13 protein-coding genes and 1 pseudogene are annotated in these 13,984 nt (G+C 35.8%); 12 read left to right on the top strand and 2 right to left on the bottom strand.

Annotated elements, in window-relative coordinates; all coding sequences use genetic code 11:
* Positions 1 to 37: 37 nt before the first annotated feature.
* On the top strand, positions 38 to 1,498 hold the full coding sequence (locus FEZ13_RS08405; RefSeq protein ID WP_146552231.1) for an IS1182 family transposase: 1,461 nt from the start codon (positions 38 to 40) through the stop codon (positions 1,496 to 1,498).
* Between the two features lie 375 nt (positions 1,499 to 1,873).
* Complete coding sequence (locus FEZ13_RS08400) at positions 1,874 to 2,365, top strand: hypothetical protein (RefSeq protein WP_146552229.1); 492 nt, start codon at positions 1,874 to 1,876, stop codon at positions 2,363 to 2,365.
* Between the two features lie 159 nt (positions 2,366 to 2,524).
* Here the strand turns inward: FEZ13_RS08400 and FEZ13_RS08390 are convergent.
* Together FEZ13_RS08390 and FEZ13_RS08385 are read right to left on the bottom strand one after the other, a co-directional pair.
* A pseudogene (locus FEZ13_RS08390) lies at positions 2,525 to 3,147 on the bottom strand (ISL3 family transposase).
* Between the two features lie 180 nt (positions 3,148 to 3,327).
* Positions 3,328 to 3,642: a transposase family protein gene (locus FEZ13_RS08385; RefSeq protein ID WP_146552223.1), complete on the bottom strand. Its 315-nt coding sequence runs from the start codon at positions 3,640 to 3,642 to the stop codon at positions 3,328 to 3,330.
* Positions 3,643 to 3,782: 140 nt separating this feature from the next.
* On the opposite strand from FEZ13_RS08385, the gene FEZ13_RS08380 reads away from it, so the two are divergent.
* From FEZ13_RS08380 to murD, 10 genes are all read left to right on the top strand, one after another.
* Positions 3,783 to 4,256, top strand: a complete 474-nt coding sequence (locus FEZ13_RS08380) for a hypothetical protein (protein WP_146552221.1) — start codon at positions 3,783 to 3,785, stop codon at positions 4,254 to 4,256.
* 32 nt (positions 4,257 to 4,288) lie between these two features.
* The gene (locus tag FEZ13_RS08375) at positions 4,289 to 4,564 is read left to right on the top strand and encodes a hypothetical protein (protein ID WP_146552219.1); all 276 of its coding nucleotides are present in this window, start codon (positions 4,289 to 4,291) and stop codon (positions 4,562 to 4,564) included.
* A gap of 3 nt (positions 4,565 to 4,567) precedes the next feature.
* On the top strand, positions 4,568 to 4,729 hold the full coding sequence (locus FEZ13_RS19475) for a hypothetical protein (protein WP_186725818.1): 162 nt from the start codon (positions 4,568 to 4,570) through the stop codon (positions 4,727 to 4,729).
* A gap of 914 nt (positions 4,730 to 5,643) precedes the next feature.
* Complete coding sequence (gene mraZ, locus FEZ13_RS08370) at positions 5,644 to 6,075, top strand: division/cell wall cluster transcriptional repressor MraZ (RefSeq protein ID WP_146552781.1); 432 nt, start codon at positions 5,644 to 5,646, stop codon at positions 6,073 to 6,075.
* Between the two features lie 21 nt (positions 6,076 to 6,096).
* Entirely contained in the window at positions 6,097 to 7,035 is a 939-nt protein-coding gene (gene rsmH, locus FEZ13_RS08365; RefSeq protein ID WP_146552217.1) for a 16S rRNA (cytosine(1402)-N(4))-methyltransferase RsmH, read from the top strand.
* A 15-nt stretch (positions 7,036 to 7,050) separates the two neighbouring features.
* Entirely contained in the window at positions 7,051 to 7,425 is a 375-nt protein-coding gene (ftsL, locus tag FEZ13_RS08360; protein WP_146552215.1) for a cell division protein FtsL, read from the top strand.
* A gap of 32 nt (positions 7,426 to 7,457) precedes the next feature.
* Positions 7,458 to 9,575, top strand: coding sequence for a penicillin-binding transpeptidase domain-containing protein (locus FEZ13_RS08355; RefSeq protein WP_255473079.1), 2,118 nt, complete (start codon positions 7,458 to 7,460; stop codon positions 9,573 to 9,575).
* 82 nt (positions 9,576 to 9,657) lie between these two features.
* Positions 9,658 to 11,574 carry a stage V sporulation protein D gene (locus FEZ13_RS08350; protein WP_146552212.1) on the top strand — a complete coding sequence of 639 codons (1,917 nt, stop codon included), beginning with the start codon at positions 9,658 to 9,660 and terminating at the stop codon, positions 11,572 to 11,574.
* Between the two features lie 76 nt (positions 11,575 to 11,650).
* On the top strand, positions 11,651 to 12,622 hold the full coding sequence (gene mraY, locus FEZ13_RS08345) for a phospho-N-acetylmuramoyl-pentapeptide-transferase (protein ID WP_146549449.1): 972 nt from the start codon (positions 11,651 to 11,653) through the stop codon (positions 12,620 to 12,622).
* Positions 12,622 to 13,971 (top strand): UDP-N-acetylmuramoyl-L-alanine--D-glutamate ligase, encoded by a 1,350-nt coding sequence (gene murD / locus FEZ13_RS08340; protein ID WP_146552210.1) that lies wholly within the window; start codon positions 12,622 to 12,624, stop codon positions 13,969 to 13,971. Before mraY ends, murD begins: the two co-directional genes overlap by 1 nt.
* Positions 13,972 to 13,984 lie beyond the last annotated feature (13 nt).

The following is a 13,984-nucleotide window of genomic DNA, read 5'->3' as shown; positions in this document are numbered from 1 at the left end:
GTATAATGAAATGAAGTCAATGTAGGTGGTGTACCCAATGATTTCAAACCAAGAATCTCTCAATCTTAGCCCATTCATGGCCATATACGATATGGTGGTACCTAAGGGAAATATGCTTCGAAAAATCAATGAACTTGTAGATTTTACTTTTATCCTCGAAGAACTAAAAACAAAATATTGTCTTGATAATGGTCGCAATGCTGAGTCACCCATTCGCATGTTCAAATATCTATTGCTTAAATCCATTTTTGATTTATCAGATGTAGATGTAGTAGAACGTTCTAAATATGATATGTCGTTTAAATATTTCCTCGATATGGCTCCAGAAGATTCTGTGATTGACCCAAGTTCTCTAACAAAATTCCGAAAACTCCGTCTTCCAGATGAGGGTTTATTAGATATGCTAATTGGGAAAACAGTTGAGATTGCATTGGAAAAAGAACTCATTAAAAGTAAATCCATCATCGTGGATGCCACACATACGAAAGCACGTTATCATCAAAAATCACCGAAAGAATTTTTACAAGAAAAATCCAAAACTGTTCGAAAAGCTGTCTATCAAATCGATGAATCGATGAAAGTGAAATTTCCACCGAAAACTCCTTCTAACGAAGTGAAGGAGGAATTGGATTATTGCCGTCAAGTTATTACTGTTATTGAAACAGAACCACACATAGCTGAGATTCCTGCCGTTAAGGAAAAATTAAATGTGCTAAAGGAAGTAGTAGAAGATTACACAGAACAACTTAGCTATTCCAATGATCCAGATGCACGTGTTGGACACAAAACTGCTGACTCTTCTTTCTTTGGCTACAAAACGCATATTGCGATGAGTGATGAACGAATTATTACAGCTGCTATTGTGACAACAGGAGAAAAAAGTGATGGAAAATACCTACAAGAGTTAATTGAAAAAAGCCAAGAAACAGGGATGAAAGTGGAGACAGTCATTGGAGACACAGCTTATTCTGAAAAAGATAATATCCGCTATGCAAAGGAAAATAATTTTGAATTAGTATCAAAGTTAAACCCACAAATTACACAAGGCGCTCGAACGAAAGAAGAAGAATTTGAATTTAATAAAGATGCAGGGATGTATGTTTGTAGAGCTGGTCATATGGCCATTCGGAAAGCACGAACAAATAAGAAAAACGTAGGAAAAAATCAAAGACAAACTTATTATTTTGATATTGAAAAATGTAAAGTTTGTCCTTACAGTGAAGGTTGTTTTAAAGAAGGGTCAAAAAGTAAGACTTATTCTACGACAATCAAATCAACGGAACACAAAGACCAGGAAGTATTTCAAGAAACCGATGAATTTAAAAGAAAAGCAAAATCTCGCTATAAAATTGAAGCGAAAAATAGTGAACTCAAACATAGACATGGGTATGATACAGCATCATCATCAGGTCTATTTGGCATGGAGATTCAAGGAGCTACAGCGATATTTGTAGTCAACCTCAAGCGAATACTAAAACTTCTGAGCGAAAAAGAGTAAAAAAGAGAGGAAGAAAAAGGCAAATTATCGTCCAAATAAGACGGCAATTTGCCTTTTTTGTATTGAATTTCATTTACACAACTAAAAAACGTAAGTTTTTCAGTGCCCTCGTTTCGATAAGTAGGTGTTTTTAATATAAATAATACTAGCCATAACATTGAAACAGTAAAGCCGAGGATGAGGGCTATATTTCTTATCTGCTTATTGTGTACCATGGTAAATAACAAATCAATAGATTTATTGATATTTATTGAAAATTTTTCATTATTTTAGTAAAATACAAATGTAATACATAAACACTTAGAAGTTGCAATGGAAGCAGCTCAATCAAATTAAAAATTAGAAAATTATTTTATAAGTTAAGGAGGTTTTGTGATGGTGAATGAACATTCTTTTGTATTCATTGATGAGAATAAGGGTGAAGAAGGAACTGTTATTAAAGAGATCCTCATTGATGATTTATTTTTGGAATACATATTTAAAAATATAAGTGAAGATGAAAATATTTATAATAACATGCCAACATTAACTACTAATTTAGGAGAAGGTAAATATGGGTTATTAGAACCAACTGATAGAGGTTTTTCTTATTGTGGAATAACGGTTGTTAATTATCGTAGTATGGAAGAATTAAAAAAGATGTTTTTGCAATGGATTAATTTATTAGAAAAAATCAATGTAGAGTATGTTTTAGTAGATGAATATTATAAAAAAAGAAATCCTTCACAAGAAGAAATTAAAAACGTCGAAGCTTTATTAGATTCTTCTTTCAATAAAAATAAAGTGTTAGCTGCTGTTTATGAGTGTTTGGAAATTGTGAATAAATTCGATTCGCCAAGATATATTTTAATCTGTGAAGGGTTATAAAATGATCTTTAGTTTTAATATTTTGGCTCTTCACCAAAATGAGTACTTGACTAAGATCCATATTGAATCCATTCTGCGTTGCACTCGATTAAAATCGCTTCTTTGTAGTGCTGCGGGTTGCGCGTGAAAAAATGACGTCTTTGTAGAGATTTAATCCAATTATTTTTTCCCTTCTACCGCCGCATTCGTGAAGCGTAATTGGTGGTCATTACAGATTTCCTCTTGCCAATTTTTCATCGTAGAAAGACAGGCTTGCACGGCTGGGTGATGGATAGAATCCCCAACGTTTAGCCAACGCACAAAGGCTTTTTTCACTAACTTATAGGTCGCACTACAGTCGTACCACTCTATAAACGCTTCTTTCCACCCATAAACCTGCTGTAAAAGTGGGCTGTAGGAAAGGAAAAAATGTAAAATGGTGTGTTCTTTCGTTTTCCTAAAAGGCGAAAATGCTTTTTTAATTCTTTTTTCGCACGAGGTGGCAGTTCCTTTTGAACAGATTTTCGGACCGTTTGAAGGGCCTCAGTCACGTAACGATTGACATGATAACGATCGGCAATACGGATGGCAGACGGGTACATCGTTTTCGCAAACGTATGATAAGCCTTCGCTAAATCCATGACAATAGCGACTGGTTTTAATGCCCAAAGCGTTGGTTGCGTATGGAAATAGCCCTGTAATTCTTCAATGGTTCGGCCAGGTATGATGTCTAAAATAGTGCCGTTGCGTAAGTCATGAAGCCCTGTATTTGTACGTATGCCCTTTACGAATGGCGAAATCATCGATTTCTAACACAAGTTTATGATGCGTGGCGGCTTGCGATTGGCAGGCTTCTTGAATGCGTGTGGGCTTCATTGGTTTTCCAAGTATGAACAACACGGGCAATCGTAGTAGCGGGTGTATTCGTCACGCATGCAGCATGAGTAACCGTTGCGTCTGCTACCTGTTTCGGTAAAGAATCTTCAAAAGCTTTTGTGTAGCGCTTTTTCGGTGCGGACACAATCATAGGACCAAACAAAATGAGCGCCACAAGCCCTACAGGATAGACGGAGTGCAGGCAAGGTTAAATAGACTACGCAGCCAAATGAATCGAGGTGCCGTACTTTTCGAATGGAATGGATACCACGACGAATCGTTTCCTGCGATGCACAAATAGGGCAAGGTTGATGTGAGGCCGTTGGTGACGCATCAATCAAAATTTGTCCATTGGTTTTCTTAGTAGAAAGAATGAATAGTTCTGGTAAATCCAATAAATCCTTGATAGAATGAGAGTGCATCTGTATACCTCGCTGTTTTGTTTGGTCGTACTCTCAACTCTAGCGGATACAGATGCTTTTTTGTACTCTTTTTTAGGAAATAGTTGGGTTCAAGAACTGGTTTTGGTGTTGAGCCAGATTTTTATTTGGAGGTTTTCTAAATGAATAAAGCTTTAAGTATTATTGGTTTAATATTTTTATTTATTTTTTCATTTTTTTTAGAGAATAATGATGTTTTTGCTAAAGAAAGTGCAGAAGAACTTGTAGTTGATGGAGATGAGATTTCTGTTGATTTAGATACTAAGAATGAAGAAAAATTGCATACAAAAGCGTTAGCTAATGTTGTTACTATTAAAGTAACACCAGGGGTTACAGGAGTTGCATATAAAGTGACTAATTATGGTGTAGATACAGTTGATTCAGTTACACTTCAAGTTAAGAGTACTGGACGTTATTCGAGCAAAAATAAGAATAAGAAAAAGTATACTAATATCAATTTTAAAAAGATAAAACCTTTTACTTCTCAAAGCAAAAAGGCTAATTTGCCAATGGTTAGAACAAAAATGACTTATTCAGCAAATGTTGCAATAAGGGATGGAAAGAAAATTGTTTATAAAAAAGTTATTCATCTTTAATTTTCTCACAAAAAGTGTTATCAAAAGAATGGTTGAAAGGAAGTTTTAATAATATAAGAGATTCTTTAGACTATCATTTTGAAAAGCATCATGATGATAAGTATGTTAAAGTTTCAAATATGAAACAATATTTAGATAAATCTTCTAAAGCGCGAAAAGCAATGAAAGATAAAACCAGTTCGAGTAAATATTATAAAGTTGAAAATAAAAAAAATAATTCAAGAAAAGTTATTAGAAGATATGGTCAAAAGGAATATATATTATTCAATAGATCATCTAAAAAATTATATAGTTATGGAGGGAATTAATTAATGAAAAAGAAAATTATTATGTTAAGCTTTATTGGTGTATTAGCTGTTGGATTATTGGCCTTTAGTGATGTATTTAAGGCATCAGAAGAAAAAGATACAACAACATATCAACCTATTGTAAATGAAGATACTGTAACTGTAACTGAGGATGAATTAAAGTAACTAATTCAAAGAGAGAAAAAGATGGACCTGCAAAGGTGATCTGAACCCCCTAAGTTGGACAAATAAAGTCTAACTTAGGGGGTTCTTTATATTGGTTAAATTCTCAAGCAATATTAGAATGCAAGTTGTTCAAGATTATTTGTCAGGTAAAGGTTCAACGTTTTTAAATGAAAAATATGGAATTTCTTCTTACCAGACTATCCTGGAGTAGATTTATAGATATCAAAAATTTGGCGTAGAAGCATTTCAGATAAGAAGTCCAAAGTTTGTGTACGATGGAAGTTTTAAAACGAAAGTATTAGAATAGAGGTAGAAGAATGGAGTTTCTCTAACTGAAACAGTGCTACATTTTGATATTTCTAACGTTGGTACAATATCTGGTGGGCAAAAAATTCCGATGAAAGTGGCATAGAGGCTCTGTATAAACGGAGAGGAAGACTTGGACAGATAATCAAAATCCTAAGGAAAATCATAAAGGACACAAAAGAATTAAGTGAATTAGTACGACTACAAGAAGAAAATAAACTTTTAAAGATTGAGAATGAATACCTAAAAAAACTAAGAGCCTTCAACTAAATCACACTGGAGATAAAGAGAACTTTCTCTGTGATAATTTCACTTTATATGCATCAGAACGCTAAACACAAAAAAATACTAAAAACAAAAAGGATATCTCATTGAGGTATCCTTTTTGTGTAAAAAAAGTAATAGAAGTTTTCTTGCGTTTAAAAAAATAAGTCCTGTAGAAATGATAGAGTTGCGTAAATTAGATAATCTCATTTAAAAATGTAGATTAGAAGAAGATTATAAGGACAATTTGCGTATTTTTTTAATTTGGCTTTGAAATGTTCATGAATTAGTGGAGGAATGTGGGGGAATGTGGTAATCTATTTTCATATAGTGGGGTGAGAGCCATGTTCATGGGGGAATATCAACATAACATCGATGCCAAGGGCCGCTTAATCATACCAGCAAAATTTCGCGAACATTTCCAAGAAGGTTTTGTCATTACACGTGGGTTAGATCAATGTTTATTTGGATATCCTATGGAAGAATGGAGAAAACTTGAGGAAAAGTTGAAAAAGTTGCCTGTTACTAAAAAAGATGCTCGTGCATTTACACGATTCTTCTTTTCAGGTGCAACTGAAGTAGAGTTTGATAAGCAAGGCCGTATTAATATTCCCATGGGTCTGCTTTCATATGCCCAGCTAGATAAAGAATGCGTCATTCTCGGTGTTTCCAATAGAATTGAAATTTGGGCACAGCAATCTTGGCAAGCGTATTTTACAACATCTGAAGATTCGTTTAATGAGATTGCTGAGAATATGATTGACTTTGATATATAACAACAAAGAGGAGGATTTCAGTTGTTCAATCATACGACCGTATTACTGAAAGAAACCGTTGATGGATTGAACATTCGTCCTGACGGTATATATGTGGACTGTACATTGGGTGGTGCAGGACATAGTGAGTACCTCGTCAGTCAATTGTCTGATGAAGGACGCCTCATCTGCTTTGATCAAGATTTATCTGCTATTGACAATGCAAAAGTTCGATTAGCCCCTTACATAGATCGTGTAACGTTTGTCCATTCAAATTTCCGTTATTTAAAAGAACAACTAGAAAATCTAGGGATATCTAAAGTGGACGGGGTTTTATATGATTTAGGGGTTTCATCCCCACAGTTAGATAACGCTGAAAGAGGTTTTAGCTATCACCAAGATGCACCTCTTGATATGAGGATGGATACAACAGCAGAACTAACTGCCTTTCACGTTGTGAATGAATGGGAGTACAACGATTTAGTAAGAATTTTTTACCGTTATGGTGAAGAAAAATTTTCTAAACAGATTGCTCGGAAAATTGAAGATTCTAGAAAAAAGAAGCCGATCCAAACAACTGGTGAGTTGGTAGAACTTATTAAAGAAGGGATTCCAGCAGCTGCAAGAAGAAAAGGCGGGCATCCTGCAAAACGTGTCTTTCAAGCTATTCGAATCGCTGTAAATGACGAGCTAGGAGCAGCAGAAGAATCTTTGCAACAAGCGATAGAAGTCATTCGTGTTGGTGGACGAGTTAGTGTGATTACATTTCATTCCCTTGAGGACCGTTTGTGCAAGACTATTTTTAAAGAAGTTTCTTCCTTGCCGGAACTACCACCGGGTTTACCTGTAATTCCTAAAGAATTAACGCCAGCTATTAAATTGGTTACGAGAAAACCAATATTACCAACAGATGAAGAGTTAGCAGTAAATAATCGTGCACGGTCTGCAAAACTTCGTATTATAGAGAGAATTAAAGACTAAAAGGAGTTGATAAGTATGGCATTACAAGATCGAAGTGAACAGCATGTATATATACAACAGCAACCAATTGCGCCTGAAAAAATTGAGAAAAAGGCTACCCAAAAACCATTTAAAAATAGAGTTACAAAAATCGAAAAAATACTGATGATTGGCATGGTTACAGTAATTACCGGGATTGCTGTCATGAATTTAAACGTTCAATCATCTATTAATAGTGCTTCAGTTGAAATGCAAAAGACTGAAAACAATATAGATGAGATCAAAAAGCAAAACTCTGAATTGTCAATGGAAGTAAGCGAACTTTCAACATATGATCGTATTTGGAAAAAAGCGAAAGCGATGGGCTTAAAATTGAACGAAAAAAACGTGAAAGTAGTGTCAGGACAATGAAAAAGAGTAAATTTCAATGGGGGGCCTCTATGATGCTAATCATCTATGGGCTCCTATTTTTTTTAATGTTTTTTAGAATTTTTTATATTCAAGTAACTGGGCAAGCGGAAGGGCAAAAATTAGCTGCAAAAGCAGCAGCAAGATATGAAAAAACAAAAACAATTACAGCAAACAGAGGGTATATTTTCGATAAGCAGGGACAAGTCATTGCTAAAGATGCCATTAGCTATCGCATAATAGCTGTTGTTGATCCAAGTGCATCTGATGGAACCAAAAAGAAAATGCATGTTGTGAATCCTAAAAAAACAGCTGTTATTTTAGCTAAATACATTAACATGGATGAAGAAGAAATCTATAAGAGACTCATACCTGAAAAAAAGGATACATATCAGGTTGAATTTGGGACTGCAGGTCGTAATATCAGTCATGCTACTATGAAAAAGATAAAAGCAGAGAAATTACCAGGGATTAATTTTATGGAAGATAAAAAAAGATTCTACCCAAATGGTACTTTTGCATCTAATTTAATCGGCATTGCTCGAGAAGAAGATGAGGATGAGGCCCAAGCTCCAACTGTAGGTAAAATGGGTTTAGAAGCAACTTATAATAAAGAGCTTTCGGGTGTAAACGGTCATATTCAATATAAAAGTGACTTATTTGGTTATCTATTACCCAATAGCAAAGAGATGGTTCAACCAGCTAAAAATGGTGATAATGTCTACTTGACTCTTGATAAGACGATTCAGAATTTCTTAGAAGATTCAATGAGTAAAGTGTACAAACAATATAATCCAGAATCGATGGTTGCTATTGTTGCTAATCCTAAAACAGGAGAAATATTGGCAGCATCACAACGTCCTACTTTTAATCCGCAAACTGGTGAGGGATTAGATACTAGCTGGATGAACGAAATGACAGAAACAACATTAGAACCGGGATCGACAATGAAAACATTTACACTTTCTACAGCCATTCAAGAAGGTAAATGGAATCCCAATGATACCTATCAATCGGGTCAATACAAAGTATATGATCGGACGATTCGTGATGCCAATCAAGTGGGGTGGGGGAGGATCACATATTTAGAAGGAATCCAACGTTCCTCCAATGTTGGGATGGCGAATCTATTGAAAAAAATTGGCGATAAGACGTTCATCCAGTATATGAAAAAATTTGGATTCGGACAAAAAACAGGAATCGATTTGCCAAACGAAGCAACAGGGAAAATTTTAGATGATTATCCGATCAATCGTGTGACAACAACGTATGGACAAGGCTCTACGGTGACGCCAATTCAATTAATACAGGCATTGACTGCAGTTGCAAATGACGGGAAAATGATGCAACCATATGTCATTGACAAGATTGTAGATCCCAACAATGGTAAAATAGTGAAAGAACATAAACCTGTTGTAAAAGGCAGTCCTATTTCGGCAGATACAGCTAAACAAGTAAGAGAAATTTTAGCAACAACAGTTACCTCTGAAAAGGGAACTGCACAAAACTTTGCAAGTAAGGACTATGAGGTGGCTGGTAAAACAGGCACTGCCCAAATTCCAAAATCTACAGGGGGATATTATTGGGGGAAAAATAATTTTCTTTATTCCTTTTTAGGAATGGCTCCTGCCAAAAACCCAAAACTAATTATGTATATTGCGATTAAGAAACCGCATTTAGGTGTCACAGAAGTTGGTTCAGAACCTACATCCAAAGTATTTAATACCGTAATGGAAAGTAGTTTAAAGTACTTAAATATTACACCTTCCAAAACAACGACTGAGCAGACAATTGTAATGGATGATTTGGTAGGAAGTGATTCGAATGACGCTATCGCCAATTTAACTTCTAAAAAGATCCAAACAGTCTTAATCGGTTCAGACGGTAAAATTACAGATCAATATCCGAAAAAAGATCAAACAGTGTTGGCTACTAGCCATGCTTTTATCAAAACATCAGGAAATATTAAAATACCCGATTTCAGTGGATGGTCATTACGTGATATCTTGACTTACCAATCTCTTTCAGGGATTAAGATAAATGTACAAGGCGATGGTTATGTAGAAAAGCAAAACATCAAGGCTGGTACGATCTATGAGGGAAATCAAAGGCTAATCTTAAAAATGGTCAAACCACAAGAACAATATAAATAGTTAGAAAAGAATATCCAAGATCAAGCATAGCCACCTTTTTACAATCATATTTTGAATGTAAAAAGGTGTGAATTGTCGAACAATGTGGGTAACTAAACAAGTAAGTGTTAGATTAAAAATTGTCATGATGATATTTATCTGTTTAGGGTGTTTGCTTATTGGAAAATTGATTACTGTTCAATTTTTTCAACATGATTTTTTAACAAAGAAGGCGGAAGAAAATTGGGATCGTGAAGTACCCATGAAAAGTTTACGTGGGAATATCGTAGATCGAAGCGGTAAGCTTTTAGTAGGCAATCGATTAGCCCCTACGCTTTATTTTATGCCTGCTCAAAATAGAGAACCAGAAAAAGTGGCGGCACAATTAGCACCTATGTTACAAATGGACGAAAAAAAATTAGAAGAACAATTGAAGAAAAAAGTGACCATTATAAAAATTGCACCAGAAGGAAAAAATATTTCCTATGAGTTAGCTGAAAAAATACAGAAATTACAAATTGCTGGGCTTTACACAGGGTTAGACTACGTCAGGGATTATCCATATGGTGTTTTATTATCGAGATTATTAGGATTTACCGGAAGTGACATGCAGGGCTTAGCAGGGTTAGAATATCAATATAACGATTTGTTATTAGGAAAGCAATCTGCCATTCGCTTATTTACAGATGCGAAAGGGGCTAATTTACCTCATGTTGAAGATGGATGGAGAGAAGGGCAAGATGGGGCAACGTTAGAACTTACAATAGATGTAGATGTTCAAAAGGTAATTGAAAGAGAGTTAGCACAGGCGATGGAGAAGTATGAAGCGGATCAGGCAATAGGAATTGCTATGAATCCCAAAACTGGTGAGATACTTGGATTAGCTTCATTTCCTACATATAATCCAGCAGAGTATCAAAAAGTAGATTCTAAGATCTATAATCGGAATTTACCAGTTTGGATGACATACGAACCAGGCTCAACGTTTAAGATCATTACGTTAAGTGCGGCATTAGAAGAAAATGTAGTCGATTTGGAAAAAGATCAATTTTTTGACCCGGGGTACGCCAATGTAGAAGGAGCTACACTTCGATGCTGGAAACGAGAAGGACATGGTCAAGAAACCTTCCTTGAGGTCGTTGAGAACTCATGTAATCCTGGTTTTATCGAGTTAGGGCGACGTGTTGGTCCAACGAAGCTTCAACAGTATATCCGTGATTTCGGATTTGGACAGGTGACAGGCTCTAATATGGCAGGAGAATCAACAGGAATTCTATTTTCTCCCAAAAATTATGGCCCTGTGGAGCATGCAACGACCTCATTTGGTCAGGGAATATCTGTAACCCCTATTCAACAAGTACAGGCTGTTTCTGCAGCAGTGAATGGTGGAAAATTGATGACCCCCTATATTGTAAAGAAAGTGATCAATAGTGAAAACGGAAAAACTTTAAAAACATATGAGCCTACTCTAAAGCGTCAAGTTATACGTCCAGAAACATCCGCAAAAGTTCGCAATGCATTAGAATCTGTTGTGGCAAATGGTTCAGGGAGAGGTGCTTATCAAGATCACCTAAGAATTGGTGGGAAAACGGGAACCGCCCAAAAGGCGGAAAATGGACGTTACAAAAGTGGCGAGTATATTGTTTCTTTTATCGGCTTTGCGCCAGCAGATGATCCAAAAGTTGTTGTATATGTAGCAGTGGATAATCCTAAGCATGGCTCGCAATTCGGTGGTGTAATTGCAGCTCCAATTGTTGGGCAGATTATTGAAGATATTCATACGACTGTGGGGATTACAGATCGTAAAGAGCAGATGGAGAAAGAATATCGCTGGGGGGATGTTGAAAAAGTTCGAGTCCCCAACTTAGTAGGCAAAACGAAAGAAGAAATTACAGAATTATTGTATCCTTTCCGAATCGAGTGGCATGGAGAAGGCGAAAAAATTGTTTCTCAACTTCCAAAAGCAGATGCACAAATTGTTAAAGATGGGACTATTCACGTTTATTTAGAAAAACAGTAATATTAGTCTTTAAAAATGAATTCGAAACTACTATGATAGTACATGTACTAAAGAAGGATAGAAGGAGAATCTTTTCATGTCAATCGCAACAATGCTAATTATTTTAGCCATTTCATTTATTATTTCGGTCATACTAGGTCCGATTGTTATTCCATTATTAAGACGCTTTAAATTTGGTCAAAGTATTCGTGAAGAAGGGCCAAAATCACATATGAAAAAGGCAGGTACCCCAACGATGGGGGGTGTCATTTTCTTACTTTCAATTATTGCAACAACCGTTATGATGAGTTTAGTAAAGGGAGCCTTTACATCTCAAACCATTATTTTAGTACTTGTACTTATCGGTTTCGGAGTAGTTGGTTTTTTGGATGATGGACTTAAAATCATCTTCAAACGTAATTTGGGATTAACATCTTTACAAAAACTAATCGCACAAATTGTTATTTCGATTGCGGCCTATTTCTTATTGAAATTAGGCACGTTTCATAATACAGTTCAAATACCGTTTACAGATTTTGCAATACATCTAGGATTAGCCTATGTACTGTTTTTGGTATTTTGGCTAGTTGGTTTCTCAAATGCCGTCAATTTAACGGACGGACTGGATGGTCTAGTTTCAGGGACTGCTTCCATTGCTTTTGCTGCATATGGTGTGCTGGCGCTTTTAAATGACCAAATGGATGTTGCTATTTTTGCATTTGCAGTTGTAGGTGCTTTACTAGGGTTCTTAATCTTTAATGCGAACCCGGCAAAAGTATTTATGGGAGATACGGGTTCACTTGCATTAGGTGGAGCTTTAGCCATGTTATCGATCCTAGTTGGTCAAGAACTATTATTATTACTAATCGGAATAATTTTTGTCGTTGAAACTTTATCTGTTATTATGCAAGTAGCAAGCTTTAAATTAACAGGTAAAAGAATCTTTAAAATGAGTCCACTACATCACCATTTTGAGCTTTCAGGTTGGTCTGAATGGCGTATTGTCCTAACGTTCTGGTTAACAGCATTAGTGGCAGCTTTGATTGCAGTGGTTCCGGAGGTATTATGATGAAAAACTTAACCATGATGGAACACAAAAAAGTATTAGTATTAGGTTTAGCAAAAAGTGGTGTAGCAGCTGCAGAATTGCTTCATAAGATGGGAGCATTTGTTACCGTAAACGATGCCAAACCTTTTGAAGAAAATAAGGATGCACAAAAACTTTTACAACAAGGAATTACGGTTATTTGTGGTCGTCACCCAGAAGATTTATTGGATGAAGGGTTTGAATTAGTGATCAAAAATCCTGGTATACCTTATACAAATATTATCGTTGCAGATGCTGTAAAACGTGGTATTCCTGTATGGACGGAAGTAGAACTAGCCTACTTAATCAGCGAATCACCAATGATTGGAATTACTGGATCAAATGGTAAGACAACAACGACCACTTTGTTGTATCATATTTTAAAACAAGGTGGTCTGAATCCATTGATTGCAGGTAATATTGGAACAGTCGCTTGTACTGTAACAGAAAAAGCTACAGCCGATAATATTATTGTGACCGAACTATCTTCTTTCCAATTAATGGGTACTGAAACATTTAAGCCTAAAATTGCAATTTGGACGAATTTGTTTGAAGCCCACATTGACTATCATGGTTCGATAGAGTCATATGGGGATGCAAAGTTCAATATTACACGCAATCAAGATGCATCTGATTATTTGATCTATAATGCAGATCAAGAAATGGTTGCTTCTTATGCCCAAAATTCAAAAGCACATTTAATACCATTTTCATCTACCCGTTTAATTGAAGACGGAATTAGTGCAGATGATGAAATGATTTACTGGTTAGGAAAACCATTTATGAAGCGCAAGGTCATTGCATTACCGGGTAAGCATAATTTAGAAAATGTTCTTGCTACAATAGCAGCAGCGATTATATTGAATTGTCCTAAAGATAAAATAGAACATGTTCTAAAATCGTTTACAGGCGTTAAACACCGTACACAATTTATTCGTGAATGGAATAAGCGCAAAATTTATAATGATTCAAAAGCAACAAATACATTGGCTACTCGCAGTGCACTTGCAGCGTTTAAACAACCAATCGTTTTACTTGCAGGTGGTTTAGATCGTGGTCATTCATTTGAAGAACTACGACCATTTATGTCAAATGTCCACGCAGTTGTCGTATCAGGACAAACTGCGGATCGTTTCGCTGAATTTGCTTCCTCATGCGGCGTTAAGACAATTGTTCATGCAGAGAATATTCAAGATGCGGTACCGAAAGCAGCTGAACTATCAGAGCCAGGAGATATCATTCTACTTTCACCAGCATGTGCAAGTTGGGATCAATATCCTAGTTTTGAAACACGAGGGGATTTATTTATCGAAGCAGCTATGAAATTATAATAATTTCTATTAC

Origin of the sequence: Rummeliibacillus sp. SL167 (assembly GCF_007896505.1) — a bacterium.
GTDB classification, from domain to species: Bacteria; Bacillota; Bacilli; order Bacillales_A; family Planococcaceae; genus Rummeliibacillus; species Rummeliibacillus suwonensis.
This window is presented reverse-complemented; position numbering and strand designations above follow the sequence as displayed.

What these genes read in the sequence shown, in the direction of transcription:
- murD (WP_146552210.1), top strand. Translation starts at nt 12,622, where the DNA reads ATGAAAAACTTAACCATGATGGAACACAAAAAAGTATTAGTATTAGGT.
- mraZ (WP_146552781.1), top strand. Translation starts at nt 5,644, where the DNA reads ATGTTCATGGGGGAATATCAACATAACATCGATGCCAAGGGCCGCTTA.
- FEZ13_RS08350 (WP_146552212.1), top strand. Translation starts at nt 9,658, where the DNA reads ATGTGGGTAACTAAACAAGTAAGTGTTAGATTAAAAATTGTCATGATG.
- FEZ13_RS08355 (WP_255473079.1), top strand. Translation starts at nt 7,458, where the DNA reads ATGCTAATCATCTATGGGCTCCTATTTTTTTTAATGTTTTTTAGAATT.
- ftsL (WP_146552215.1), top strand. Translation starts at nt 7,051, where the DNA reads ATGGCATTACAAGATCGAAGTGAACAGCATGTATATATACAACAGCAA.
- mraY (WP_146549449.1), top strand. Translation starts at nt 11,651, where the DNA reads ATGTCAATCGCAACAATGCTAATTATTTTAGCCATTTCATTTATTATT.
- FEZ13_RS08400 (WP_146552229.1), top strand. Translation starts at nt 1,874, where the DNA reads ATGGTGAATGAACATTCTTTTGTATTCATTGATGAGAATAAGGGTGAA.
- FEZ13_RS08380 (WP_146552221.1), top strand. Translation starts at nt 3,783, where the DNA reads ATGAATAAAGCTTTAAGTATTATTGGTTTAATATTTTTATTTATTTTT.
- FEZ13_RS08385 (WP_146552223.1), bottom strand. Translation starts at nt 3,642, where the DNA reads ATGCACTCTCATTCTATCAAGGATTTATTGGATTTACCAGAACTATTC.
- FEZ13_RS19475 (WP_186725818.1), top strand. Translation starts at nt 4,568, where the DNA reads ATGAAAAAGAAAATTATTATGTTAAGCTTTATTGGTGTATTAGCTGTT.
- FEZ13_RS08405 (WP_146552231.1), top strand. Translation starts at nt 38, where the DNA reads ATGATTTCAAACCAAGAATCTCTCAATCTTAGCCCATTCATGGCCATA.